Genomic DNA, 23,488 nt, shown 5'->3' with positions numbered 1-23,488 from the left:
CAGCACTGTGGTGGTGTGTGCCGGGAGGAACTGGGCGGCCCTTGGGTCGCCTTTTTTCTATCTATGCTGCGGCTTTTTTGGTAGGAGGGGTTTCGATGACCCCAAAATGCTCCAGAACCTCAGCAAGCGAAACTGAGCCCTCACTCTCACGAGCTAATGACTTGATCAGTGAAACGCTTGGATCCTTGCTCGCATATTTAACGTGCAGCCGTAGGTAGCTGACAGCGATACGGCAACGTCCTGCGTAAGCAGTAATCGCATCGGAGTCCAAATGATTGATGTAATCGCGTAATTTCATGATGTGTACCTCCTTGAAGGCGAATTTAACCATAAAGGTTAATTTTTGCAACACCTAAAGGGGTATTCACCCGAAAGGTTAATAGGTCCAAAATCTGCACATGAAAATTTCCGATACCCGACTGCAAAATTTCCGACGTGTGATAGCCGAACGGAAGCTTCGTCTGACAGACATAGCCGAGCTTCTGGACAAAGCACCTGCTCAGGTGAGCGCTTTTGGAGGTAAAAATCCAACGAAGGGCATCGGTGATCAAATTGCTCGCGAAATTGAGAAGGCCCTGAAGCTACATAACGGCTATCTGGATATGCCATTTGGACTAGGTGAGTTCAATAACGCCACAATACTTAGTCATACCGGCCGCAAGCTACCAGTGATCGGATCTATTGCCGCCGGAGCTTGGTGTGAAGCCAATAGTAATTTTGACGCAAGAGACGCAGAGGAATGGATCGATGCTCCAGGTCCTGTTGGACCTAAAGCCTTCATATTAAGAGTAGAGGGAATGAGCATGGAGCCCAAGTTTAAAGAAGGCGATAAAATTGTAATAGACCCAGCACTGGAAGCTTTACCAGGACATTACGTAGCAGCAAAACGCTCCAGTGATCAAGCTGCAACACTAAAACAGCTTCGCCAAGAAGGTAACGAAAAGTACCTGTACGCATTAAACCCTGACTGGCCAGATCGCATTATTCGCATGACAGAAGAATGGAGTATATGCGGGAGAGCACGTTGGATAATTTCAGATCTTTAAGCTTCTTCAGGCTCACTCACAACTGGTTTAGCTGCATGTGAAGGCGTTTCTTCAGAAGTCCTTTTTGGCTCTTTTTGCTTAGGATCCAATTCAGATAAAGTTATACCCCCTCCCAAGTTTTTTGCTAAATGTGATTTAAGCATTTCGATTTTCAATCTAGTTCTGAGATGAAACTTTTCTTTAGCATCAACACCAAGATCTTCCGCAGTAGAAAAAACAGTGTTTTTTGCCAAAACAAGTAATTTGGCAAGCGTCAAACGCTCCTCCTGAATTTCAAAAATCTTTTTCATAAAGCTTGAACCAATTATCCATGAATAGTATATGGCACCGCCTACTGCTGCAGCAAAGGGAACTCTCAGCAAAATAGACGCCATAATATCCTGACTCGTTTCGTAATGCCCTACGATCAAATCATTAGCACCATTGAACAGAACCGCCACACTGCCCGCCATCACCAGTACGGGTAACGCCATTAACTTTATGTAGATTGCAGCCTGCCCCTTGCCTTCCTTTACAAAGTCGGAATATTCGTCAGAAATCACACTACGATCATTAACCAAAGATGACAACTCCTGATTTAAATCGGCGACATCTATATTTAGCTTTTTAGACTCTCTCTCTAATTGCTGTATGTTATTTCTCTTCGCCTCTATCTCAGAGTTCATACTCGCTGCAATAACCTCTGCCGCCTTTAGACGTGCTTCCGCATCCAAAAGCTCTTTGTTTTTTGCAGCAAGGATATCTGCGACCTCGACCAACTCTCCCTCTGTTGCACTTAGACTTTCTTGAGTCTCTGCCAAAACTGCAACAGCGTTAGAGTTACGCAACTCTTGAGCCGCCACAGTTTTCTTTGCGTCCGCTAAAAAACCAGTAAGTTCATAATTTACTGACACAAACTCAGTAAGTGCAGTTCGCATCTTTTGCTGATGCTTAAAGTCAAAGCCAAAAATTTTTATCCCAGAAAGTTTTGGCTTTGCAAATGTACCTTTTGAACGGAGTGTGAACTTTACACAGAATTCATGAACAAGCGCAAAACTGCCACTTGCATATTCGTAAATTGCTATTTTTCTGGCAACACCCTCAGACGTGAAAACAGTCAGCTCCAAATTCTTAGTATTCACACCGAAAAAATCAATCTTTCTTAAAAAGACCGGATTTTGACAGGAGAACGTTCGCTCGCGTTTATCGATATCGATGGCTGCCTTTGCTGGATCTTCAGGTTTGAGCAGAGGCGAATAGTAAACCGTTGTGCTAAATAGATCGGTTATCGACGTTACATTAAATGTTAGTGCCAATATTTTTGTAGTTAACTCTTCCAATCCATCTGAAAAACTAGTCATTTCTGTAAGGTCCTTTTCATACGATGGCATCATGCTATCTCTATTCCCAAGAGAGATCCAGATAGGTGCGCAAACTGAAGATTTACCATTAAGGTTATTTTTTTCTTGACTGAATAACCTTGTAGGTTATTTTACTCCTCACTCTTCCACCACAGAGCGAGGCAACACCATGCACACCACTGCCACCCTGCACGTCCATCCGGCCGCTGCTAACCCCTTCCGCATCTTCGAAATTCGCCGCCTGGCGCAAGATTGCGGGTGCACCTTCATCGCATCCAAACCCAAGCTGAAAGAGCGCACCGCGCCCGCACCGTTCGATCCGAACGGCGGAGGGCACGCAGCATGAGCAAGTTCAAACTCGACAACCGGACCCTTGCCCTGCTGCATGCCCAGGTCAACCTCAGCGAGACTTTCAACCACACGTTGCGCACCACACCACGGCGCGATGTGCTGGCTTTCCGCCTGAAAGTTGAACGTAGCAAAGCGGACACGCATTTCACCGTTGAGCTGGGGAGCGAACGCCACACGCTGACCCTGACCAACAGCAAAAAAATGCACCTCAAGCTGGCCGACTTCATCGAAGAAATTGCCAATGGGCCGGCCGATCCCACCGTACTGCCTGAATCACCGCCGACTCTCCACACAAACCGCCGCTTTGGCGCGTTTGATGTTGAACACAAGCAGCAAGTGTTCGAGCTGGTGCGCACGGGAGGGTCGATCAGTCTCGACCTGGGCTTCGAGCTGCCCATCTACCTGGCGGTTCACCGCAACAAAACCCGCTCCGGCATCACCACCATCATGAGCATCGGCGTGAAGTCGCCGCGCACTCAGTGCTTCACCGTGTACGGGACCGACGTGGAGCTGTACGGCATGGTCGTCGAATCCATCAACCACTTGGCCGCAGCAGCTACACCTGCCGCGCATGCAGCGTAGGAGGCCGTGATGGAACGTAGCCTGGAAAAAGCCGCCAAGTACTTCGGCATCACTCGCCCCAAGCTGATCGCGCTCATGCGTGAAAAGGGCTTGCTCAACGACCGCAACTTGCCAGCCTTCCCCGTCCGTGACCGTGAGTACCTGCGGATCAAGAACGGCAACTGGTACCACGAGACCGCGGGCATGCAGTACAACCAGTCGACCAAGGTCCGACAAGCCGGTATGCCCTGGCTCGCCGAGCAACTGGGGCTCGAACTGCCAGCCATCCCGGCAGACAACCGTGACGTGGCCTAGGGAGTACGCCCGCCAGATCGTCGCCATGCGCACACGCGAGGAGCGCAACGCCGCGCTCCTCGAAGTGCCGGAGCATCTGCGGGAGCTGACCAAGCGTCATTGCCTGAATGCTTGGAACCATCCATCACGACTCAAACGCAAGGAGGCCGAGGCCCATGAGCAACACCAGTCAAACACCGCTGCGGCTGCAACCCGCGCCAGATAGCGCGACCGTCGAGATGCTGCATCAACTCTTCGGCGACGTGCTTATTCCACTGGAAAAGCTGCGCGTGCACTACTTCAAGAATCTCAATGAAAAGACATTCATCGAGGCGATCAACGCCGGTCGCATCCAACTGCCGGTGACCACTCTGGACCACAGCGCCAAGGCATTGAGGTACGCCCACATCAAGCACGTCGCCGCCCTGATCGACATCCGCGCTTACCGAGCAGATGAAGACATGCCGAGACCCGAAACCGAATCAACCGAGTAACACCAGTTAACCCAACGGCTGCCACCACCAGCCAAAAAACCACCAGGAGCACACCACATGACTTCAATTCAAATCTGCGCACTGATCAGCATCGTTATCGCGCTTGGGATCCTCTATTGGGTCGGCTACAAGGGCGGCCTAACGGATGGTCGAGCTGAGGGCTACGACGACGGCCACGCTCAAGGTTTTATGGAAGGGATGGACCAGGGCGAGTCAGCAAGCTCTACCGAGCTTGAGCAAGTCACCGAACGATGCCGGCGTCTACAACTTATCTTGGATCTCCAACCACAAGATCGACTCACTCTGTTGGCCATCGCCGAAAAGCTCAAGCTTGCGGCCGACACCTTCCGAGCAGTGAGATCCGAGAGCCAGGCAACGCAAGCACTTGCTTTACGTGACAAGGCACTCAGCATGGCTGCCCTGCTGGATCCATTCACTCAGGAGGATGCAGCATGAACTTCATCCTCACCGTCACCGGCAAGTACTTCAACCTGTACGAGCCAGACGCCGACATGATCGACCCACGGGACATATCGCACTCGTTGGCACACCTGTGTCGGTTCAACGGCCACACCCGCGAATTTTACAGCGTGGCACAACACAGCTGCATCGTCGCCGAGCTGGTGCCGGAGGAACACAAGTTGGCGGCCCTGCTCCACGATGCGCCCGAGGCGTACCTGGGCAATATGACCCGGCCACTCAAACAGTGGATGCCCGACTACCGAGGATTCGAGGACGTTGTATGGGGGCGTGTCTGTGAGCGCTTCGACCTGGCCTTCGATCTACCCGCATGCATACACCAGGCTGAACTGATTGCGCTGGCCACCGAGCGCCGCGACCTCATGCCAACCGATCCGGCTATCTGGGATTGTTTGGTCGGCGTCGAGCCCATGGTTGAAACCATTCGCCCATGGCCTGCCGCAGAAGCACGCAACACCTACCACCAGCGCCTGATGGACCAACTCGCTATTGAACACCGGAGGAAAGCGGCATGAAGAACCACCAGGATAATATCAGCACCCTGCCCGCATTGCTCCGCACTCCCGTGAGTGTCAACACGCTAGAAACAAACAGCCTCTGCTGCGCAGCAGCAAGCAATATTGCCTCTTCCAGCGCCACTGGCGGGGCAGTTATACCCCACGAAAGGCTGCGCGGGGCGGCGCTCGCTGATGCAACGCTAAACGCTCAGAAGCGCCCGCTCGCGCAGCCTGTCGTGGGGTATATGACTATATGGCAAACAATCAATTTACAGTGCTTAGAGAAATACGAGCGATGGTTGCCCACCGAGCCTACGTACTTCATCGCTCGCTTGAGACTCGAGACGTTGAAGGATTGGAATACTGTTCCAACATTTGCTGCGAACATCATCGAGCGAGGGAGACTCTTGCCCCCCGAAACAACTCACCCAAGCGTGAAGCTCAAACCGAAGGCTGAGGCCTATGTTCAATCTCTGGGAGTTGACCTCGCTCCTTTGAATATCGGTCAACCTCGCGAGAAGGCCAGTGTAAATCCCTTTGCAATATTCCTGAGCATAGTAGTTGTCAAATTTACTTCTTGGCTCAGGCTGTTGAAGCTGAACAACCTTACGGACCTCAGTACAAAGACAAAGAAGCTGTTCGGACTGGGCAACCTCACGTGCGTTTCTCTCATCAGCTCTGATAGCCATTTCATGACGTTTCTGACTCCACGGAACGGCAATCGCAATCGCAATACCAAAAACCGCACCGACCGCTTGTACCCACCCGGCAGCATCCGGTGGCAGCATCCCATTCCTGACCCAATAAGACACAGCTCCGGCGAGCAACCACAAGCCTGCGCTACCGATCATCAAACACCACACAGCCCAAAGAGTTCCTACAACCATTTGTTCAGGAATTTCCAGCTTCATTGCTCTTCGCTACTCCGTTTTTTTTCTTAACTTGCATAAGCTTCTTGAATTACGTGAAGCCCGCACAAGGATGGGATTCATGAGTACACACAACATAGTATCGGTGAGCGGAGGAAAGGACAGCACCGCGACGCTATTGATCGCTATTGCTCAAGAGGTACCCAACCTGCAGGCCGTCTTCGCTGACACCGGCAACGAGCACCAGCAAACCTACGATTACCTTAACTATTTGGAACAAGCAACACACACAAAAATTACCCGGGTTCGCGCTGACTTCACCCAGCGCATCGCAGGTAAACGGCGGTTCATCGAAACGAAATGGGGGGAGCAAGGTGTTCCCGAAGCGGTGGTGCTGGCAGCACTCGACGTCCTGCGGCCCACCGGGAATCCTTTTCTTGACCTATGTATCTGGAAAGGTCGGTTCCCCAGCCGCAAAGCTCAGTTTTGCACCATGGAGCTGAAACGCGATCCTATGCTGGAACAGGTCGTGATGCCCCTCATGGGTCAAGGCGAGATGATAATAAGCTGGCAGGGTGTGCGCGCTGATGAGTCGTTAAACAGGCGCTATCTGACCGAGTGCGATGAAGTTGGCGGAGGCCTGTTCAACTACCGACCGATTTTGAAGTGGGATATTCCAGCGGTTTTCGAAGCACACCGATATATGGGCATCAAGCCGAACCCGCTGTACTCCCAAGGCATGGGCCGCGTGGGCTGCATGCCCTGCATCAACTGCCGTAAGGATGAACTGCGCGAAATCGCGCTTCGATTCCCTGAGGTTATTGACCGAATCGATCGCTGGGAGCGAATCGTTCAGCAGGCCAGCAAGCGTGGAGCCGCCACATTCTTCGCTGGCTCCAATGCTAAGCACCCGAAAGGCACAATAACCGATATGACAGCCCTAGAGGTCATGGAGATCGCGAGCATCCGGCAGGCAGTCGAATGGTCCAAGACCGCCCGAGGCGGAATTCAGTACGACCTACTGACAACAGGCGCAGATAAGACGGCCTGCGCCAGTGCTTATGGGCTCTGTGAATCAACCTGGGAGCCAGTGAAGTTCAGGGAAGTCGCATGATGGAACTCAGAACCGAAACACTTACAGAAGAAGAATTGGCCACGATCACCGGCTACCTGATCCCATCAAAGCAAATCCAATGGTTAGCCAAAAACCACTGGGAGTTCGTTTTGACGGGCGCTCCGCCCAGTCGTGGGCAGGGTTTATGCCCGACTAAAACTCGCTGGTGTCAGACCTTCTGCGGTCAATTCCGTGACTGAAACTTGGTCGCTCGACCTAGCGAACGTGAGCTAACTGATGCGCCAGAAAAGCATAGCCAATCGCGACCTTCCACCTCGAATGATACGGCGCACCCGCAAGCGTAAAAGCGGCGCCGTGTGGACCTCGTACTACTACAACGGCAGGGACGCCGACGGCAACCGAAAGGAAATACCGCTTGGAAGCGATCTCGACGCAGCGAAAGTCGAGTGGGCTCGGCTGGAACACCGCGCACCTCCAAAGCCCAATCATCTGCTGGGCGCGCTGTTCGACAGGTACGAAAAAAAGATCGTTCCGACCAAATCAATACGGACACAGTCCGATAACCGCAAGGAACTGAAACAGCTGCGGAAGGCATTTGAGAACGCACCTCTCGACTCAATCACTCCTCAGGTGGTTGCGCAGTATCGAGATGCCAGAACCGCCAAGGTTAGGGCCAACCGAGAAATTGCGCTGCTGTCACATATGTTCACGATCGCGCGCGAGTGGGGCCTAACCAACAATGCCAATCCTTGCTTTGGCGTACGCCGTAACAAGGAAAAACCGAGGGACTACTACGCCGGTGAAGTCGTGTGGAATGCGGTGTATGCAGAGGCCATGCAGGAACTAAGGGATGCTATGGACCTGGCCTACCTAACTGGCCAGCGCCCCGCTGATGTGCTCAAGGTGGCGACTACCGATCTGAACGACGGGTTTGTGGGCATCCGCCAGGGTAAGGGTGGCAAGCTTCTGCGTATCCGCCTGGACGATGCCGGCGAACAATCTGCGCTCAGTCAGTTCCTGGACAACCTGCTAGAACGCAGAGCGTTGAATGGCATCAAGACCTCGACACTGATCACGAACGCCTCCGGCCTTCGGATGAGTCAGCAGATGCTCCGCAACCGTTGGGATGAGGCGAGGGATAAAGCTGCCATCAAGGCCGGGGCCGACGGTGATCCTGCCCTCGCTGTGCTTATACGTCAGTTTCAGTTCAAGGACATACGCCCGAAAGCCGCCAGCGAGATCGAGCTGACACATGCAAGCCGGTTGCTCGGCCACTCCACAGAGGAGATGACGAAGAAAGTCTATCGGCGGGTCGGAGAGATCGTTAATCCCACGAAGTAAATACCCCCGCCAGGTGCTGTTCTGCACTCTGATTTCGATCAAAAAGCTTAGGGGTTGCGGAACACATCTCAAAAGTTGCGGAACACATCCAAAATCACAGGCAATAAAAAACCCCGTAGATCATTGATCTACGGGGTTTCTAAGAGTGGAGGCCGAGGTCGGAATCGAACCGGCGTAGGCGGATTTGCAATCCGCTGCATAACCATTTTGCTACTCGGCCTCAAACGATCAATGCCTTACAACCGACATTCACCGCATACAAACTTGAGTGGGCTGTGTGAAGCTTGCCTCTACTCTATCTCATTGAAAACATTGAAGTTTTTAATGCTTCAGTGCGTTCGATGGGCGCAATTATGTACTCATTTGCCAGGGCTTGCAACCCCTTGATTTCAAAAAATATTCTCTCAAGGGGCATCGATTCCCGTGGGCTACCCTACCGCCCGGCCTCTTCCTTGTCACGGATAACCTGCAATTGGTACTGCGGGTCCGCCTTGATCTGCTCTTCGGTAAACGGCAGCGGGCTGAGCTTTTTCTCGGAGAACGCCTGGGTCTGGTCCTTGAAGTATTTCGACGCCGGGTCGCTGGACAAGGAGAACGCCAGTACGCCCTCGGCCTTCGGGCCCTTCTCGTCAAACGTCACGATCTGCAGGTAGCTGCTGCCGCTGACCACCTCGCGTTTGCCATCCGCCCGAGGCACGCTTTGCATGGCGTTGTACACGCCCAGCTCTTGCGGGCCGCCATGGATCGGCGTTTGGCCCGAGACCTGGATATCACCCCAGCGGCTGTCGGCGGTCAGCCCGCGTTTGGCCACGTCGGCGGCTGAGGCCAGCATCGCGTCATGCAGTGCCTTGGCCACGTTTGCTCGCTCGACCGCCAGCCCACGCGGCGTGGTCAAGGGTTGTGCCGGGTCGAAGCCCACCTTCCACGCATCGGGCGCCTGTGCCAGTTGCTCCGCCAGGTTGATGAAGTGCACCAGGCCCAGGCCGCTGTCGAGGTTGGCCCGCTGGTCCCAGCTTTTCAGGCTGTCGCACACTGATTTCACGCCGGCGTCGGCACCCGCGCAGAATTTCAGCAAGTCAGGCATGACCTGGCCGGCGAGGTACACCTGGTTGTCCATGACCATGTTTTGCAAATCGATGACCTTGATCGGCTGCTTGTCGAGTTCCTGCAAGCGCTGCAAGGCGAAACGGGCACGCGGGCCCAGGCCGATTTTTTCCTGGCTGATCACCGGTGAGAAACCGGTCAACGGGGCCTTGGGGTTGACCAGCCATGCCGAGTCGTTGGAGTGCTGCACATAGTCGGTACGTTGCAATTGCGGCAGTTGATCGGCCGGGAAGATCCCGGCCTGGGCGGCGCGCGGGTCTATGTCCCAGGCGCAGGCGCTGCGGGAGCCGTCGAGCATGATGAACTGCAGGCCGACGCGCGGGTCGCTGCACTGCGCGAGTTTTTTCGCGCTGACGTTCGGCACCACCGACAGGTTCATGTACAGGCTCTGGCCCTGGTCATCCGCCGCCACGGTGTTGACCCACGGGATGCCTTGCAGGGTGTGCACCGAGGCTTGCAGGTCCTTGAGGTTCGCGGCGCGGTTCATCGCGTACCACTGTTGCAGCACCCGGTCGTTGCCCAGGTTCGCATCCCGCAGGCTGAAGGCATATTTGTTGTCCCAGTCCAGCTTGCCCGGCCATTGCACCACCGGGCCGAACTGCGAGCTGTAGACGGTGCGGGACTGTTGCTTGGTAGTGCCGTCGGCGGCTTTCACCGTCACCTTGATAGTGGCTTTGTCCATGGGCACGGATTTGCCGTCCAGCAGGTAGCGGGTCGGGTCTTTCGGGTCCAGGGTCAGGCGGTACAGGGTGAAATGTTTGGAGGTATCGACCGTGTGGGTCCAGGCCACGTGCTGGTTGAAGCCGATGTTGATCACCGGCAGCCCCGGCAAGGCAGCGCCCATCACATCCAGTTGGCCGGGAATGGTCAGGTGCATCTCGTAGAAACGCATGCCGCCCACCCAAGGGAAATGCGGATTGGCCAGCAGCATGCCGCGGCCGTTGAACGAGCGGTCGCGGCCCACGGCAACAGCGTTGCTGCCGCGGTCCAGGGCGAAGCGTTGCTGGTTGGCGGCGGCCACCTCAAACGCCTTGGCGTCCATTTGGGCGACGGCATTCGGCGGCGTGGCGCCCACCAAGGCCTCGGCAAACTGCCCGACGCCACCTTCCACCAGCAGCCGGCGGGTCACCTTGACCAGGTCTTCAGCCGTGATCGGCCGTACCCATGCCGCCTGGCACTGCGCCGGCAAACCCTGGGCGGTACGCTCCTTGAGGTAACGGTTGTAGCCGGCGACATACCCTTCGATGCGCTGCTGCATCGCCGGGGTCTGTGCCTTCCAGAACGCCGCAACGGCCTCGGGCGTGTTCAGCCAGGTGAAGAACACGTCGTTGGTGAGGTTGTTGCGCCCTTCCAGGGTGGCCTGCTCAGGCCCAAAGTACCTGGCGCGCTCGCCGTTGACCGTCACCACCTCATTGGCCAACAGGCAGAGGTTGTCCTGGGCGTAGGCGTAACCGATGCCATAACCCAGCCCGCGCTCGTCGCTGGCCCGGATATGCGGGACACCAAAACCGGTACGGCGAATCTCGGCCGAGGCCTGTTGCTCCTGCACCCGCGCCGTGCCGCAAAGACTCAGCCCCAGCAACGCCCCAGCCACGCACACCCTGAACAACCCGTTGGAAATAATCACGCAGACTCCACAGCCAAATTAAACACCGTGACGAGGGACAGCTTCGCCAACACCTCAGTAAAGACGTAAACACCCGGAAAAATTTAGAAGATCCACGGCGTGAGCCGGCGGTTTTTATGTCTCCAGGATGTTACCGACAAAATTTCTACATCCTGCACTTCATGATTTCGGCTGCTCGTACGTCTTATTAGGTAAGAGCACCATCATTTTCCTGATCAGGCTCTGATAAGGAGTTTTTGCATGTACAACCCGCAACTGCCCACGGAAGGACACTCATCCATGCATGACGGCGCGTTTGGCTCCGGCAACCAGGCGTTCGGCAAGGCGCCGGAACACGGCAACCAGCGCATTCGTCATTTGCTCAAATGTTTTGGCCTGCGCACCAGCCTGATCCGGCTGAAAGTCATCGACGCCCTGCTGACCGCCGCCGACAACCAGCGCACCCTCGGCGTGCGGGGCGTGCACAGCCATTTGCTGGAGCTGGGCATCCCGCTGTCGTTTCTCAGCGTGCGCGAGGTGCTCAAGCGCCTGTGCATCGAAGGCGTGATCACCCTGAACGCCGACAAGAGCTACAGCCTGCACGAGCAGGCTGCCAAAGTCCTGGAGGGCCGGGCCTGACTTACAGGTTAGGCTTGACCTTGCGGCGCATCACACCGTTGATCACCACCACGGTCACCGCCACGGCAATGGCGATGTACTGGAACGTTTTCTCGCTGATGACCCCGTTGGTCTGCAGGTAGGACAGGCCAAACATCGTCCCCAGCACCACCAGGGAAATCAGAATCGAATATTTCAGACGTTGCTTTTGGGTCATGACGGGTTCCTGAAGCTGAAAAATTGTATCCACTTTGTATCGACGGCCACACCAAGCACATACCCATTGCCGGGGATGGACTGGGGTCGGCGGGGTCTCATGTTACAGGCGATGAAAAACTTTGGCTTGCACAACGCCTGATTGAACCTGTGAGCACCCTAGAGGATTTTGAAATGCTTCGTCGAATCACACTGCTGATTCCCTTGCTGATCATGCTGAGCATGAGTGGCTGCATCATATTCCCCCACGGCGGTGGCGGTTGGCACGACCATCGCTACAGCGAAGGCGGACCTGGGTATTACCATCGCTGATCGCGCCGCATAAACAACAAACCCGACATCACGTCGGGTTTGTTGTGAAAGGCCAGGCCTAACTGTTTGCACCATGCACCCAACGCTGATGCAGCCACCGCGCAAACGCATCCAGGGCAAACCCCAACAGGCCGATCAGCAGCACCATCGCCATCAGCTCCGAGTAGGCCAGCCGGTCACGGGTGTCGAGGATGTAATAACCCAGCCCCGCACTGACCCCGAGCATCTCGCACGGCACCAGCACAATCCACAGAATGCCGATGGCCAGGCGCACACCCGTCAGCACATGCCCCATCACCCCGGGAATAATCACCCGGCGCAAGGTTTCCCAGCGCGTGGCGCTCAGGCTTTTGCTCAGTTGCAGCCAGCGCGGGTCAAGCTGACGCACGCCCGCCGCGGTATTCAGCAAGATCGGCCACACCGCCGCGAACGCCAGCAGGAAGTAGATTGGCTGGTCGCCCACCCCCATCAACATCACCACGATGGGCATCCACGACAGCGGCGAGATCATCCGCAGAAACTGGAAGGCCGGCGTGGTCGCCGCCTCCAGCTTGCGCGAACTGCCCACCAGCAAGCCCAACGGCACGCCAATCAGCAACGCCAGGAACAGCCCGACGAAAATCCGCTTGAGGCTCACCGCAATGTTCAGGTACAGCTCGCTGCGCCCCAACAATTCCCACAGGCTGGCGAAGGTCGCCGACAGCGAAAACCGCGCAGACAAACCGTCTGCACTGCCAAACACCTTCACTCCCAGCCACCAGAGCAACAACAAGCCAGCCAGCCCGCTCAAGCCGAGCAGCCAGCCCGGCAACGCCAAGGTTTTGCCGTGGTTCAAACGCCAATCTCCTCGTTTCGCTCGAAGCCTTCCGGCAGGCCGAAGGTCTTCATGCCGCCGACTGCCGCGATGGCGCTACGCACGAAGCGGTCATCCACCAGGTCTTTGGCGACGAAGGCAGGGTCGAGGTCGGCGAGGAATTTCTTGTCGCCCTCGATCAGCGTGTCTTTCAGGCGGCGTACCAGTTCTTCGGTGTAGCTCGGGAATGGGTACGGTTGGAAGTCGATGCGGTGTTCGTCCCAGTTGGCGTGCTGGATCGCGCCGTCGGCGAGGTACGCCGCCCGGTCGCTGGCAGCCGGCGCCAGGACTTTGCGCAGCACCGGCTCGGCGTGCGGGGTGTAGCGGTTCTCGCCGTCCTTGGACAGCAGCTTCACCGCTTCTTCGCGGTTGTCGCGGGTCCAGACCTGGGCCTTGACGATGGCATTCACCACCTTCTGCGACCATTCCGGGCGGTTGGTCAGGTCGTGCTCGTGCATGAACACCACGCAGCAGGCGTGGTTGCGCCACACATTGCCGGTAAAGCGCTGCACGCGACCCACATTGAGGTTCTCCGCCAGAGCGTTGAACGGCTCGGCGACGATGTAGCCGTCGATGCGCTTGCTGGCCAGGGCTGGCGGCATGTCCGAGGGCGGCAATACGATCAGGTTGACCTCGTTGGCGGCAATCGCGCTGCCGGCGGCGCGGGCCACCGGGGTCAGGCCGTTGTCGCGGAACAGCTGCTGCACCACCACATTGTGGATCGAGTACCAGAACGGAATCGCCACCGACTTGCCGCCCAGTTGCTTCACGTCGGTAATCCCCGGGGACACGGTCAAGCCCGAGCCGCCCACATGGTTCCAGGCCACGACCTTGGCCGGCACCTTGCTGCCATAACGGGCCCACACGGTCATCGGCGACAGCAGGTGAATCACGTTGACCTGGCCCGAGATAAACGCCTCGATCACCTGGGCCCAACTGCGCAACAGCACCGGGCGCTCGGCCTTGATGCCTTCGGCTTCGAACAGGCCATTGTTGTGGGCCACCAGCAGCGGCGTGGCGTCGGTGATCGGCAGGTAGCCGATGCGCACCGGTGCGTCCGGCTCACTGGCCGCCCGGGCCTGCAAGCTGCTGAGCAGTGGCAAGGCCCCGGCGGCACTGAGCACGGCCGAGAGTTTGAGAAAGTCACGGCGCGAGTGAGTGAGGTCATCCAGACACATGGCAAGGCTCCAGCAGTTCATTGGGTTGGGGGTTAGTGCGGCTCGCCTGCCGTAGGGTTTTGAGAATCTCGATGCGCAGGATGCCGATGGCTTCCACCTGTTCTTCCCGCGGTTGCGGCAGGTCGATGCGCCATTCGCCGAGGGTCCGCGCCGGGCGGTTACCCAGTAGCAGAATCCGGTCGGACAGCAGCAGCGCTTCGTCGATGTCATGGGTGATCAGCACCGCCGCCGAGCCTTGCTCGCGATTGACCTTGAGCAGCAAGTGCTGCATGTCGGCACGGGTCACTTCATCCAGGGCGCCGAAGGGTTCGTCCAGCAGCAACACCTGCGGCTGGCGGGCCAGGCAGCGGGCCAACGCGGTGCGCTGGGCCATGCCGCCGGACAGCGCCGCCGGGAATTGCTGGCGAGCGTGTTCAAGGCCTACGGCGTGGATCGCGTGGTCGATCCGGCTGCGTCGCTCTTCAGGGCTGAGGTGCGGTTGGCGAGCGAAGTCCAGGCCGAAGGCCACGTTCTTTTCCAGGCTCAGCCATGGCAGCAGGCTGGGGTCCTGGAATGCCACCGCCACTCGCGGATGCGGGCCGTCCAACGGCTCGCCCAGCAGGCTGATGCTGCCGCCCTGGGGCGCCTGCAAACCGGCGAGCACCCGCAGCAGGCTGGACTTGCCAACGCCGCTGGGGCCGAGGATCGACACCACTTCACCCGGCTGCAGTTGCAGGTCAAAACCTTCCAGCACCGAATTACCCGCGTACCCCAGGCAAATCCCCTGGGCGTGCAATACCGCCTGGCTCATAGATTGGCCTGACGGTTCAACTCAGTGCGCAACTGCACCAGGCTCGGGGTCACGATCGGCACAAATGCCGACTCGCGCCAGCGCCGGGCAAAGCCGCTGCCGTGGGCGGTCAAATAGGCTTTGCCGCCGCTGGCTTGCAGTTCAAGTTGAACAGCGCTGGCGGCAATTTCGGCGAGGGCAATGCGCAGGCGGAACAACGGCACCGGTTCAGTACCGAAGCGGCCACTCAGCAGGCCTTTCTTGAGGTCGTTGACCGCCTGTTCCAGCGAGGTACGCAACACTTCCAGTTCTTCGCGCAATACGGTGCGGCTGGAGCCCAGGTGATTGGCCACCTCGGCCAGCGAACGCCGGGCCAGGCCGATGGACATGCCGCATTGCAAACCGAGAAACGCCGGGCGTACGGCCGGCAGGAACTTGCGTGCGTCCTCGTGCAGCAGCCAGTCGCGGCTCAGTTCCACGGCTTCAAAGCCAAGGGCTGCGGTGTTGCTCGATTGCAGGCCCAACAGCTCCAGGTCGCGGGAGCGTTGCAGGCCACTCACCGAATCCGGAATCGCCAGGATAAACGGCGCGCCGCCCTGGGCATGCTCGATGGCCGCCGCCACCACAAACCCGTTCTTGCGCAGATTGGTCACCCAGTGCAGGCGGCCATTGAGGTTCCAGCCGTCATCCGTCGGCTCGGCGCTGATTTGCAGCGTCTCGATACCAGACAAAAACTTCATCGCGTTGGACAGCCCGGTCGCCCCGGCCAGCTTGCCGCTCAGCAGGTCCGGCAGCAATTGCTCACGCAGCCGCTGGTTAGGGCTTTGCAGCAGATATTCGATAAACGAGCGTTGGCCCCAGCACACAAACGCCGAGGCCAGGGAATGGCTGGCCACATCGGCGATGGCTTCCACCGCGCCGGTGACATCGCCGCCCAGGCCACCGAGGTCCTTGGGCACACCGATACGTAATACATTGGCCTCTGCCAGCCGTGGCAGCACTTCCTGCGGATCGCAACTGCCCACATCCAGGGCCTGCGCTTGAACATCGAGCCAACGGCTCAAGATTGGGTCAAGCATTCATGTTTCTCCTTGTTACAGCATGTTTACCATCGCGAACGCTTGCGCGCCTTCAGCTTGCCGGTTTTTCCCAACGGTATTGCGCCAGCTCCGGGTTCAGCGGGGTGCGGGCAAACACGTTGGCGAAATTGCACAGGGTGGCCAGGCTCACCCCCAGGATAACTTCCAGCGCATTACCGTCGGTGTAGCCCGCCTCACGGAACGCGGCAAAGCCGGCATCGCTGACATCACCGCGGGTAGCGATCACTTCCCGGGTGAACTCGGCGAGTGTCTCATAACGCGCGTTGGGCAGTTCACCACGCTGGCGCAGGGCGTCGATCACGTCTTCCGGCAGCTTGGCCTTGTTGCGCGCTACGGCAGTGTGCCCGGCGACGCAGAAATCGCAACCGTGGGTGGTGGCGGCAATCAGCTGCACCACCTCACGGTCGGCCAGGCTCAGGTCAGACTTGGCGTTCAGGCCGGACACGGTGATGTAGGTTTCCAGTGCCGCCGGGGCATTGGCCAGCACCGCCAGCAGATTGGGGATGAACCCGGAACCCTTCAGGGCATTTTCCAGAAAGGGCTTGGCCGCCTCAGGAGCGGTTTCCAGGGTTAGCATCGGTACGCGGGACATGGAGTGGTCTCCTCATGGATTCGTGTACCAAGTCTGTTGGTTATAAAAAATCCGCTCAATAGTCTAAAGTAGCGATTACTTGCTCTAGAGTCTTTCCGTTAGATGAATTCGTCCAGTGCGCTTGTCGATTGGTTATTAGATAGCCTTGAACTCAACACCAGCCTGTTTCACGTCGGGCGCTACTGCGGCGACTGGCACGCCAGCACCCACGGTTTGGCCAGCGCGAGTTTTCATCTGGTGGTGCAAGGCCAATGCTGGATGCACATCGACGGCGACTTGACGCCCTACCCGCTGAACAATGGCGACGCGGTTTTCCTGCTGCGGGACCTGGCGTACCGCTTGTCCAGCGATGGCACCGCCGCCGGCGCCCAGGAATGCCCGCGCAAACCGATGGTGGCGCTGGACAGCCAGGCGAGCGATGGCGTGGGCCTGGTGTGCGGGTTCTTTCATTTCCAGTCCGGGTTGTCGGCGATGATCGTCGACAGCCTGCCCGCCTGGATCATCCTGCGGGCCGGCGACCCTTCGTTGACCGCCGCGCGTAACCTGTTCGATCTGATCCTGCAGGAATGCGAGCGCACACCGGCGCCCTCGCCCGCGCTGCTGGAGCGCCTGTGCCACCTGCTGTTTCTGTATGTGCTGCGCCAACAGGTGCTGGATAACACCGAACTCGGCGGCCTCGCGGCGCTGGCCCGGCAACCGGCCTTTGCCGGCCTGCTGGAGCAGTTGATCGCCCGCCCCGCCGATCCCTGGACCCTGGAAAGCATGGCGGCCTGCACCGGCTTGTCGCGCTCGGCGTTCTTCAAGCGCTTCAATGAGCTGTGCGGCCAGTCGCCGGGGCAAGTGCTGCTGATGATGCGCGTGCGCCACGCCTGCCAATTGTTCAAGCAGGACCAGACCGTGGCCGACGTAGCCCTGGCCGTGGGCTATCAGTCGGTGGCGGCCTTTACCCGGGCCTTCCACAAAGTCACCGGGTTTCAGCCCGGTGCCTATCGCAAGGCTCAAGGCTGACGCTGCAACCCGTTGTCCGGTCGGGCGCAAAGCTCCACCAGCCAATCGACAAAGACCCGCACCCGTTGTGACAACTGGCGGTGCGGCGGGTACAGCGCGGTCAATGGCAACTTCGGCGGTTGCAGGTCCGCCAACACCTCCACCAACGTGCCCGCTTCCAGCTGGCGAACGGCGTGATAGTAAGGCGTCTGCACCAACCCATAACCCGCTTCACAGGCCGCCAGGTAGCCGTCGGCGCTGTTCACTGCGACTTGCTTGGGCAAGTCCACCAACCGTATGTCATTGCCCATCTGGAACTCCAGGCCATAGCGCTTGCCGCTGGTGCTGGAGAAATATTCGACCACCAGATGGCCGGTCAAATCATCCAGTGTCGACGGCATGCCGAACTGCTGCACGTAGCCGGGACTGGCGCAGGTCACCTGGTCCATCATTGCCAGCGGCCGCGCCACCAGTGACTCGTCCAGCGCCAGGCCACCGCGCAACACGCAGTCCACACCTTCGCGGATGAGGTCTACCGGGCGGTCGTTAAGGCCGATTTCCAGGTCGATCTGCGGGTAGCGCGCGGTGAACTCCGGCAGCGCCGGAATCACCAGGAACCGGCCGATCCCCGACGGCATATCAATGCGCAACGTACCGCGCGGGTTGCGGCGGCTGGTGGAGAACACCGCCTCGGTTTCCTCAAGGTCGGCCAGCAGGCTCACACAACGCTGATAGTAGGCGGCGCCGTCGAGGGTCGGGCTGACCTGGCGCGTGGTGCGCTGCAACAACTGCACGCCCAGGTGCGCCTCCAGTTGCTTGATCAGGATCGTCACCGAGGCGCGCGGCAGTTGCAGGCTGTCGGCCGCCTTGGCAAAGCCGCCCAATTCGACAATCCGCACGAACACACGCATCGCATTAAAACGGTCCACGGGCGGGCTTCCTTCAGGGATTGTTTAGAATTTCATAATAGTGATAGTGGTTTTAGCCGGTTTATCCCGCTTTTGTCGAGGGCAACAATGGCGCCCTTCCCTACACAGGAGCTGGACCCATGCACACTCGTCAACTCGGCAAAAACGGTCCCCAGGTTTCCGCCATCGGCCTCGGCTGCATGGGCATGACCGATTTCTACACCACCGGCACCGACACCACCGAAGCCATATATACCCTGCACCGCGCCCTGGAGCTGGGGATCAACCTGCTGGACACCGCCGACATGTACGGCCCCCACACCAACGAAGAACTGATCGGCAAGGCCATCGCGGGCAAGCGCGACCAGGTGTTTCTCGCCAGCAAGTTCGGCATCGTGCGCGACCCGTCGAACCCGGCGTTGCGTGGCGTGAATGGCCGGCCGGAGTACATCCGCAGCGCCATCGACGGCACCTTGAAACGCCTTGGCCTGGAAACCCTCGACCTGTATTACCAGCACCGCATCGATCCGGAAGTGGCGATTGAAGAAACCGTCGGCGCCATGGCTGAACTGGTCAAGCAAGGCAAGGTACGTTACCTGGGCTTGAGTGAAGCCTCGGCCGCCACCCTGGAGCGCGCCCACAACGTGCACCCCATCAGCGCCCTGCAAAGCGAATATTCCCTATGGAGCCGCGACCAGGAAGACAACGGCTGCCTCGCCGCCTGCCAGCGCCTGGGGATTGCGTTTGTGCCGTACAGCCCGCTGGGCCGGGGCTTCCTCACCGGCGCCCTGAAAAGCCCGGACGATTTTGCAGCGGATGACTACCGCCGCTTCAGCCCGCGTTTCCAGGGTGATAACTTTGCGAAGAACCTGTTGCTGGTGGAACAAGTGCAGGCACTGGCCGCCGACAAGGGCGTGACCGCCGGGCAACTGGCGTTAGCGTGGGTGCTGGCGCAAGGCGACTACCTGATCCCGATCCCCGGCACCAAGCAGCGCAAGTACCTGGAAGAGAATGTCGCGGCACTGGAGGTCAAGCTGAGCCCGACCGAACTGGCGGCCCTGGAGGCGATCTTCCCGGCCAATGCAACCGCCGGATTGCGTTACCCGGAAGAAGTCATGCAGATGCTGGATAAATAATCCGGCCGGTCTGGATCGGGGCTGGCGTGCCAGCTCCGATCATTCAACGCATGCCGTGCAACTTTCTTGCACCATGGTACCTAAAGCTCCCCCGTCCCAAGCCGATAGCCCTTCGAAGCTCTAACAAAGCCGCGTCGCACAATAAACGCTTCGTAAGGACGACCCCATGCCCTCATTGCGCTCTATCCAAGCCCGTTACACCCTGTTCCTGGTGCTGTTCGTCCTGTTGTTATTCGTATTGACGGTCGTGGGCATCGGACAGTTGGTGGCGCCCACGCTGCGCCACACCGAAGAACAGGTGGTGCTCAATCGCATTGCCGAAGTGGCCGGGCAGATCCAGGGCGAGTTGAACAAGGTCCAGGCCCAACAACGCACCATCACCCAAACCATTCCACTGCTGGACAGCGACGCCATCGACAAGGTGCTGCCAGGCCTGGTGGACCAGTACGGCGAATTGAAAGTGTTCGGCGGCGGCATCTGGCCACTGCCTAACCAGCGCACGCCGGGGCGTAACAAGCACAGCACGTTCTGGCACCGCGATGCCTCGGGCAAGCTGGCGGTCAATACGTTCTGGAACAGCGACGCGGCCCCCAATTATTACGACCAGAGCTGGTACAAGGGCGGGCTCGCCTCACCCCGTGGCCAGTGCGCCTGGGCGGCAGCCTACAAGGATGACGCCAGCCAGGAGCCTCGCACCAACTGCGCGATGGCGATCCAGCGTGACGGCGCGGCGTACGGCGTCGCCACCATCGACGTGACCCTGGGGTTCTTCAACGACCTGGTGGCCAGCAAGGAAAAAGACCTCGGCGCCGAAATGCTGATCGTCGAAGGCGACGGCAAGATCATCAGCAACAGCACGCGCATCAGCGGCCCGGTGGTGTTGAAGAACATCAGCGAACTGGCCGGCACTTCCGCATTTGCGGCCCAGGTCAGCGCCGGCCTGGCCCATCGCGACCAATCCCTGCAGCGCAGCGAGTTCGACAATCAGGGCGTGGCCAGCACGTTCTTCATGCGCCCGATCGAAGGTACGCCCTGGTTCCTCGCCACCGCACTGCCGACCTCGCTGATCACCGCCCAGCGTGATGACGTTTTAGGCACCCTGGCGATGCTGCAAATCCCGATGATCCTGCTGCTGGTGCTGCTGCAGGTGTATGCCATCCGGCAGTTGGTGCACCGGATGACCGCGCTGAAGACCAATATCGACGCGCTGTCCAACGGCGATGCCGACCTCACCCGGCGCATCACCATCCGCGCCGAGGACGAACTGGGGGCGATCGGGCATTCGGTAAACCGCTTTATCGTCTACCTGCAAAACATGATCGGCGAGGTGACCGAGGCCACCGGCGCCATGTCGTCGAGCCTCGCACAGTTGCAGCAGACGTCGGCCCAGACCAACCAGATCCTGGTGCGCCATGCCTCGGAAACCGACCAGACCGTCACCGCAATCACCGAGATGAGCTCCACCGCCGACACCGTGGCCGAGAATGCGGCCGAAACCGCCGCGTTCACCCAGCGCGCCAACGAGCACGCCGACCGTTCGCGGGTGGTGGTGGGTGAAGCCTCCCGCAGCGTCAGCGCGTTGATCGGCGAGGTCTCCAGTGCCACCCACACCGTGGAAAACATGCGCCAGGACGCCGCGCGCATTACCGAAACCCTTGGGGTGATCGGCGCCATTGCCGGCCAGACCAACCTGCTGGCCCTCAATGCCGCCATCGAAGCCGCCCGGGCCGGCGAACAAGGCCGGGGGTTTGCGGTGGTCGCCGACGAAGTGCGCGCCCTCGCCGCCCGCACCCAGGCCAGCACCTCGCAGATCAACGAAATGCTCGCACGCCTGACCACCGGCGTGAGTTCCTCGGTGACCGCCATGGAAGCCACCCAGGCCAGCTGCCAGTCCGCAGCTGATGCCACCGCACGGGTGAACACGGGCTTGGATGAGATGGCCGGCTCCGTCAGCCATATCAACAACCTCAGCACCCAGATCGCCACTGCCGCCGAGCAGCAAAGCGCGGTGACCGAGGAAATCAACCGCAGCATGGTGCACATCCGCCATATGGTCGAAGAGCTGGTGCAAAGCGGCCACGCCACGGAACACAACACCCAGAGCCTGCTGGATGCAAATGGCCGGGTTATTGCATTGATGGGACGCTTCAAGGTGCGTTGAAAAATAGCCTGCCGACTCCCGTGCAATGTGCGGGAGCCGGACTATTCTGACAGCTCAAAGTGCTTAGTCTCGCCACACAGGAGGTGTGTCATGCATGCAGTTGAGCACCCGATCCGCCTGGAGCGGATCAGTCAGGAACGCTATATCCAGGCCCCTATCGAAACCGTTTACGACTATGTCACCCAACCGGATCGCTGGCATGAATGGCATCCGACGTCCTTGGGCGCCGACACCGGTATCACCGGTTCATTACCCACCGGGCACCGTTTTACCGAAACCATCGACCTGCTGGGCGTGCGGGTACCCATGAGCTATCGCGTGCAGGTTGCGCAGCGACCGCGGGAGTTCAAGACGGCGTTCACTTCGTTGGCCGTCGACGGTTGTATCCACTATCTGCTGCAAACCCAGGGCAGCGGCACACTGTTCAAGCGCATCCTGACCTATGAAACCGAACTGCAACTGACCACCTTGCATGAGCGCATGGTTGCGCTGTCCAATCAGGCCCTTGATCAGCTCAAGCAGCGCCTGGAATCCTCGATTACCTGACAAAACCGTCATCCCCCCCTCAGTTTCCGAAAGCACCAGGCCGTTATTCTGGTGCTGTCGGTTTTTCGTAAAACCTCGTAACACTCCTGGGAAATCCTTTTGTAAAAAGCACGGAGAATGGCCGCCTGTTGCCCTTTATCTGACGAGATGATGATGAAAACCACCCTGCGACTGGCCGCACTGTCGGCCCTGCTTATGAGCCCCTTGGCCCAGGCCGCCGAGTTGATCCCGATTGATGTGCACCGCGATGCCAACTGCGGTTGCTGCAAGAAGTGGATTGCCCACCTGGAAAACAACGGTTTCAAGGTCAATGACCATGTGGAACCCAACATGAGTGAGGTCAAGCAACGCCTGGGCGTGGCGCCGCGCCTGGCGTCGTGCCACACCGGCGTGATCGACGGCAAGTTTGTCGAAGGCCATGTGCCTGCCGACCAAGTGCTCGCCTTGCGCAAGCGTGATGACTTGCTGGGTATTGCGGCACCGGGCATGCCCATGGGCTCGCCGGGCATGGAGATGGACGGCAGCAGTGATGCCTATCAAGTCATCGGCCTGACCCGTGAAGGCAAGGACGTGGTGGTGGCTGACTACCCGGCACGCTGATTGATGCTTGCCGGTTACCTGGGACTGTTTTTCGCCGCCTTCGGCGCCGCCACGCTGTTGCCGATGCAGTCGGAGGCGGTGCTGGTGGGGCTGTTGATCAGCGGGCATTACAGCCTGTGGCTGCTGCTTGTGGTTGCAACGGTTGGCAACGTATTGGGTTCGCTGGTCAATTGGCTGTTGGGACGCTCGGTTGAGCGCTTCAAGGAGCGGCGCTGGTTTCCGGTCAGCCCGAAACACCTGGAGAAGGCCCGCACCCACTATCAACGCTGGGGTCATTGGTCGTTGCTGCTCAGTTGGGTGCCGATCATTGGCGACCCATTGACGCTGGTGGCCGGGGTGATGCGCGAGCCGTTGTGGCGTTTTTTGCTGATCGTGACCCTGGCCAAGGGTGCGCGGTACTGGATACTGGCGCTGCTGACGTTGAGCCAGTTCGCTGGCAGGTAAACGACCACTT

Annotated in this window: 28 protein-coding genes, 1 tRNA gene and 1 pseudogene; 19 read left to right on the top strand and 11 right to left on the bottom strand. The window is 58.7% G+C overall.

Annotated elements, in window-relative coordinates; all coding sequences use genetic code 11:
- Positions 1-61: 61 nt before the first annotated feature.
- Positions 62-298, bottom strand: coding sequence for a hypothetical protein (locus V3W39_RS25515; protein ID WP_330213574.1), 237 nt, complete (start codon positions 296-298; stop codon positions 62-64).
- Between the two features lie 100 nt (positions 299-398).
- Between V3W39_RS25515 and V3W39_RS25510 the strand changes: the two genes are divergently transcribed.
- Positions 399-1,046, top strand: a complete 648-nt coding sequence (locus V3W39_RS25510) for a LexA family protein (RefSeq protein WP_330213573.1) — start codon at positions 399-401, stop codon at positions 1,044-1,046.
- On the opposite strand, the gene V3W39_RS25505 is transcribed toward V3W39_RS25510, so the two are convergent.
- Complete coding sequence (locus tag V3W39_RS25505; RefSeq protein WP_330213572.1) at positions 1,043-2,386, bottom strand: hypothetical protein; 1,344 nt, start codon at positions 2,384-2,386, stop codon at positions 1,043-1,045. The genes V3W39_RS25510 and V3W39_RS25505 overlap by 4 nt on opposite strands.
- A gap of 169 nt (positions 2,387-2,555) precedes the next feature.
- Here V3W39_RS25505 and V3W39_RS25500 point away from each other — a divergent pair, with 169 nt between their 5' ends.
- From V3W39_RS25500 to V3W39_RS25455, 10 genes and pseudogenes are all read left to right on the top strand, one after another.
- Entirely contained in the window at positions 2,556-2,732 is a 177-nt protein-coding gene (locus tag V3W39_RS25500) for a hypothetical protein (protein WP_330213571.1), read from the top strand.
- Complete coding sequence (locus V3W39_RS25495; protein WP_330213570.1) at positions 2,729-3,319, top strand: hypothetical protein; 591 nt, start codon at positions 2,729-2,731, stop codon at positions 3,317-3,319. Before V3W39_RS25500 ends, V3W39_RS25495 begins: the two co-directional genes overlap by 4 nt.
- A 9-nt stretch (positions 3,320-3,328) precedes the next feature.
- Positions 3,329-3,613 carry a phage antirepressor KilAC domain-containing protein gene (locus tag V3W39_RS25490; protein ID WP_330213569.1) on the top strand — a complete coding sequence of 95 codons (285 nt, stop codon included), beginning with the start codon at positions 3,329-3,331 and terminating at the stop codon, positions 3,611-3,613.
- Positions 3,614-3,768: 155 nt separating this feature from the next.
- Positions 3,769-4,086, top strand: a complete 318-nt coding sequence (locus tag V3W39_RS25485) for a pyocin activator PrtN family protein (protein WP_177120626.1) — start codon at positions 3,769-3,771, stop codon at positions 4,084-4,086.
- Positions 4,087-4,143: 57 nt separating this feature from the next.
- The gene (locus V3W39_RS25480; protein WP_330213568.1) at positions 4,144-4,542 is read left to right on the top strand and encodes a hypothetical protein; all 399 of its coding nucleotides are present in this window, start codon (positions 4,144-4,146) and stop codon (positions 4,540-4,542) included.
- Positions 4,539-5,081 (top strand): phosphohydrolase, encoded by a 543-nt coding sequence (locus tag V3W39_RS25475; RefSeq protein ID WP_330213567.1) that lies wholly within the window; start codon positions 4,539-4,541, stop codon positions 5,079-5,081. The genes V3W39_RS25480 and V3W39_RS25475 overlap by 4 nt, the downstream gene beginning before the upstream one ends.
- Positions 5,078-6,004: a hypothetical protein gene (locus tag V3W39_RS25470; RefSeq protein WP_330213566.1), complete on the top strand. Its 927-nt coding sequence runs from the start codon at positions 5,078-5,080 to the stop codon at positions 6,002-6,004. The genes V3W39_RS25475 and V3W39_RS25470 overlap by 4 nt, the downstream gene beginning before the upstream one ends.
- 49 nt (positions 6,005-6,053) lie before the next feature.
- On the top strand, positions 6,054-7,046 hold the full coding sequence (locus V3W39_RS25465) for a phosphoadenosine phosphosulfate reductase family protein (protein ID WP_330213565.1): 993 nt from the start codon (positions 6,054-6,056) through the stop codon (positions 7,044-7,046).
- Positions 7,046-7,280: pseudogene (locus tag V3W39_RS25460) on the top strand (DUF4224 domain-containing protein). Before V3W39_RS25465 ends, V3W39_RS25460 begins: the two are co-directional and overlap by 1 nt.
- 3 nt (positions 7,281-7,283) lie before the next feature.
- Positions 7,284-8,348: a phage integrase gene (locus V3W39_RS25455; RefSeq protein ID WP_330213564.1), complete on the top strand. Its 1,065-nt coding sequence runs from the start codon at positions 7,284-7,286 to the stop codon at positions 8,346-8,348.
- 146 nt (positions 8,349-8,494) lie between these two features.
- On the opposite strand, the gene V3W39_RS25450 is transcribed toward V3W39_RS25455, so the two are convergent.
- Positions 8,495-8,568: transfer RNA gene (locus tag V3W39_RS25450), tRNA-Cys, on the bottom strand.
- 213 nt (positions 8,569-8,781) lie between these two features.
- Entirely contained in the window at positions 8,782-11,079 is a 2,298-nt protein-coding gene (pvdQ, locus tag V3W39_RS25445; protein WP_330213563.1) for a bifunctional acylase PvdQ, read from the bottom strand.
- Between the two features lie 240 nt (positions 11,080-11,319).
- Here pvdQ and V3W39_RS25440 point away from each other — a divergent pair, with 240 nt between their 5' ends.
- A complete protein-coding gene (locus V3W39_RS25440; RefSeq protein ID WP_177041780.1) occupies positions 11,320-11,697 on the top strand; it encodes a fe2+ zn2+ uptake regulation protein in 378 nt (125 codons plus the stop codon).
- Between the two features lies 1 nt (position 11,698).
- Here the strand turns inward: V3W39_RS25440 and V3W39_RS25435 are convergent, their stop codons facing one another.
- Positions 11,699-11,893: a hypothetical protein gene (locus tag V3W39_RS25435; protein WP_177041777.1), complete on the bottom strand. Its 195-nt coding sequence runs from the start codon at positions 11,891-11,893 to the stop codon at positions 11,699-11,701.
- A gap of 173 nt (positions 11,894-12,066) precedes the next feature.
- On the opposite strand from V3W39_RS25435, the gene V3W39_RS25430 reads away from it, so the two are divergent.
- Entirely contained in the window at positions 12,067-12,204 is a 138-nt protein-coding gene (locus V3W39_RS25430; RefSeq protein WP_003207572.1) for a hypothetical protein, read from the top strand.
- A gap of 58 nt (positions 12,205-12,262) precedes the next feature.
- Here the strand turns inward: V3W39_RS25430 and V3W39_RS25425 are convergent, their stop codons facing one another.
- From V3W39_RS25425 to V3W39_RS25405, 5 genes are read right to left on the bottom strand one after another with little or no spacing between them, the layout of a single operon-like run.
- A complete protein-coding gene (locus V3W39_RS25425; RefSeq protein ID WP_177041958.1) occupies positions 12,263-13,021 on the bottom strand; it encodes an ABC transporter permease in 759 nt (252 codons plus the stop codon).
- A 14-nt stretch (positions 13,022-13,035) separates the two neighbouring features.
- Complete coding sequence (locus tag V3W39_RS25420) at positions 13,036-14,235, bottom strand: ABC transporter substrate-binding protein (protein ID WP_330213562.1); 1,200 nt, start codon at positions 14,233-14,235, stop codon at positions 13,036-13,038.
- Positions 14,222-15,025, bottom strand: a complete 804-nt coding sequence (locus V3W39_RS25415; protein ID WP_177041773.1) for an ABC transporter ATP-binding protein — start codon at positions 15,023-15,025, stop codon at positions 14,222-14,224. Before V3W39_RS25415 ends, V3W39_RS25420 begins: the two co-directional genes overlap by 14 nt.
- Positions 15,022-16,083 (bottom strand): acyl-CoA dehydrogenase family protein, encoded by a 1,062-nt coding sequence (locus V3W39_RS25410; RefSeq protein WP_177041772.1) that lies wholly within the window; start codon positions 16,081-16,083, stop codon positions 15,022-15,024. Before V3W39_RS25410 ends, V3W39_RS25415 begins: the two co-directional genes overlap by 4 nt.
- 52 nt (positions 16,084-16,135) lie before the next feature.
- Positions 16,136-16,696, bottom strand: a complete 561-nt coding sequence (locus tag V3W39_RS25405; RefSeq protein ID WP_177041770.1) for a carboxymuconolactone decarboxylase family protein — start codon at positions 16,694-16,696, stop codon at positions 16,136-16,138.
- A 102-nt stretch (positions 16,697-16,798) separates the two neighbouring features.
- Between V3W39_RS25405 and V3W39_RS25400 the strand changes: the two genes are divergently transcribed.
- Positions 16,799-17,704 (top strand): AraC family transcriptional regulator, encoded by a 906-nt coding sequence (locus V3W39_RS25400; protein ID WP_330213561.1) that lies wholly within the window; start codon positions 16,799-16,801, stop codon positions 17,702-17,704.
- On the opposite strand, the gene V3W39_RS25395 is transcribed toward V3W39_RS25400, so the two are convergent.
- Positions 17,695-18,612, bottom strand: coding sequence for a LysR family transcriptional regulator (locus V3W39_RS25395; protein ID WP_177114661.1), 918 nt, complete (start codon positions 18,610-18,612; stop codon positions 17,695-17,697). The two genes, V3W39_RS25400 and V3W39_RS25395, sit on opposite strands and share 10 nt — an antisense overlap.
- A 119-nt stretch (positions 18,613-18,731) precedes the next feature.
- Between V3W39_RS25395 and V3W39_RS25390 the strand changes: the two genes are divergently transcribed.
- The 5 genes from V3W39_RS25390 to V3W39_RS25370 all read left to right on the top strand — a co-directional run bounded on the left by V3W39_RS25390 (position 18,732) and on the right by V3W39_RS25370 (position 23,478).
- The gene (locus tag V3W39_RS25390) at positions 18,732-19,727 is read left to right on the top strand and encodes an aldo/keto reductase (RefSeq protein WP_330213560.1); all 996 of its coding nucleotides are present in this window, start codon (positions 18,732-18,734) and stop codon (positions 19,725-19,727) included.
- Between the two features lie 166 nt (positions 19,728-19,893).
- Complete coding sequence (locus V3W39_RS25385) at positions 19,894-21,888, top strand: methyl-accepting chemotaxis protein (RefSeq protein ID WP_177076449.1); 1,995 nt, start codon at positions 19,894-19,896, stop codon at positions 21,886-21,888.
- A 90-nt stretch (positions 21,889-21,978) separates the two neighbouring features.
- Positions 21,979-22,434, top strand: coding sequence for an SRPBCC family protein (locus V3W39_RS25380; protein ID WP_177076451.1), 456 nt, complete (start codon positions 21,979-21,981; stop codon positions 22,432-22,434).
- A gap of 153 nt (positions 22,435-22,587) precedes the next feature.
- Positions 22,588-23,034 carry a DUF411 domain-containing protein gene (locus V3W39_RS25375; protein WP_177076453.1) on the top strand — a complete coding sequence of 149 codons (447 nt, stop codon included), beginning with the start codon at positions 22,588-22,590 and terminating at the stop codon, positions 23,032-23,034.
- A 3-nt stretch (positions 23,035-23,037) separates the two neighbouring features.
- Complete coding sequence (locus tag V3W39_RS25370; protein ID WP_330213559.1) at positions 23,038-23,478, top strand: YqaA family protein; 441 nt, start codon at positions 23,038-23,040, stop codon at positions 23,476-23,478.
- Positions 23,479-23,488: the final 10 nt, after the last annotated feature.

This window comes from Pseudomonas sp. Z18(2022), assembly GCF_036346535.1.
Taxonomy (GTDB): Bacteria; Pseudomonadota; Gammaproteobacteria; order Pseudomonadales; family Pseudomonadaceae; genus Aquipseudomonas; species Aquipseudomonas yamanorum_A.
This window is presented reverse-complemented; position numbering and strand designations above follow the sequence as displayed.

Bases quoted from the DNA above. Each gene is read 5' to 3' on its own strand.
- V3W39_RS25420 (WP_330213562.1), bottom strand. From the start codon at position 14,235: ATGTGTCTGGATGACCTCACTCACTCGCGCCGTGACTTTCTCAAACTC.
- V3W39_RS25415 (WP_177041773.1), bottom strand. From the start codon at position 15,025: ATGAGCCAGGCGGTATTGCACGCCCAGGGGATTTGCCTGGGGTACGCG.
- V3W39_RS25470 (WP_330213566.1), top strand. From the start codon at position 5,078: ATGAAGAACCACCAGGATAATATCAGCACCCTGCCCGCATTGCTCCGC.
- V3W39_RS25515 (WP_330213574.1), bottom strand. From the start codon at position 298: ATGAAATTACGCGATTACATCAATCATTTGGACTCCGATGCGATTACT.
- V3W39_RS25505 (WP_330213572.1), bottom strand. From the start codon at position 2,386: ATGACTAGTTTTTCAGATGGATTGGAAGAGTTAACTACAAAAATATTG.
- V3W39_RS25435 (WP_177041777.1), bottom strand. From the start codon at position 11,893: ATGACCCAAAAGCAACGTCTGAAATATTCGATTCTGATTTCCCTGGTG.
- V3W39_RS25400 (WP_330213561.1), top strand. From the start codon at position 16,799: ATGAATTCGTCCAGTGCGCTTGTCGATTGGTTATTAGATAGCCTTGAA.
- V3W39_RS25490 (WP_330213569.1), top strand. From the start codon at position 3,329: ATGGAACGTAGCCTGGAAAAAGCCGCCAAGTACTTCGGCATCACTCGC.
- V3W39_RS25370 (WP_330213559.1), top strand. From the start codon at position 23,038: ATGCTTGCCGGTTACCTGGGACTGTTTTTCGCCGCCTTCGGCGCCGCC.
- V3W39_RS25405 (WP_177041770.1), bottom strand. From the start codon at position 16,696: ATGTCCCGCGTACCGATGCTAACCCTGGAAACCGCTCCTGAGGCGGCC.
- V3W39_RS25500 (WP_330213571.1), top strand. From the start codon at position 2,556: ATGCACACCACTGCCACCCTGCACGTCCATCCGGCCGCTGCTAACCCC.
- V3W39_RS25495 (WP_330213570.1), top strand. From the start codon at position 2,729: ATGAGCAAGTTCAAACTCGACAACCGGACCCTTGCCCTGCTGCATGCC.
- V3W39_RS25510 (WP_330213573.1), top strand. From the start codon at position 399: ATGAAAATTTCCGATACCCGACTGCAAAATTTCCGACGTGTGATAGCC.
- V3W39_RS25430 (WP_003207572.1), top strand. From the start codon at position 12,067: ATGCTTCGTCGAATCACACTGCTGATTCCCTTGCTGATCATGCTGAGC.
- V3W39_RS25385 (WP_177076449.1), top strand. From the start codon at position 19,894: ATGCCCTCATTGCGCTCTATCCAAGCCCGTTACACCCTGTTCCTGGTG.
- V3W39_RS25465 (WP_330213565.1), top strand. From the start codon at position 6,054: ATGAGTACACACAACATAGTATCGGTGAGCGGAGGAAAGGACAGCACC.
- V3W39_RS25380 (WP_177076451.1), top strand. From the start codon at position 21,979: ATGCATGCAGTTGAGCACCCGATCCGCCTGGAGCGGATCAGTCAGGAA.
- V3W39_RS25485 (WP_177120626.1), top strand. From the start codon at position 3,769: ATGAGCAACACCAGTCAAACACCGCTGCGGCTGCAACCCGCGCCAGAT.
- V3W39_RS25440 (WP_177041780.1), top strand. From the start codon at position 11,320: ATGTACAACCCGCAACTGCCCACGGAAGGACACTCATCCATGCATGAC.
- V3W39_RS25410 (WP_177041772.1), bottom strand. From the start codon at position 16,083: ATGCTTGACCCAATCTTGAGCCGTTGGCTCGATGTTCAAGCGCAGGCC.
- V3W39_RS25390 (WP_330213560.1), top strand. From the start codon at position 18,732: ATGCACACTCGTCAACTCGGCAAAAACGGTCCCCAGGTTTCCGCCATC.
- V3W39_RS25455 (WP_330213564.1), top strand. From the start codon at position 7,284: ATGCGCCAGAAAAGCATAGCCAATCGCGACCTTCCACCTCGAATGATA.
- V3W39_RS25475 (WP_330213567.1), top strand. From the start codon at position 4,539: ATGAACTTCATCCTCACCGTCACCGGCAAGTACTTCAACCTGTACGAG.
- V3W39_RS25375 (WP_177076453.1), top strand. From the start codon at position 22,588: ATGAAAACCACCCTGCGACTGGCCGCACTGTCGGCCCTGCTTATGAGC.
- V3W39_RS25480 (WP_330213568.1), top strand. From the start codon at position 4,144: ATGACTTCAATTCAAATCTGCGCACTGATCAGCATCGTTATCGCGCTT.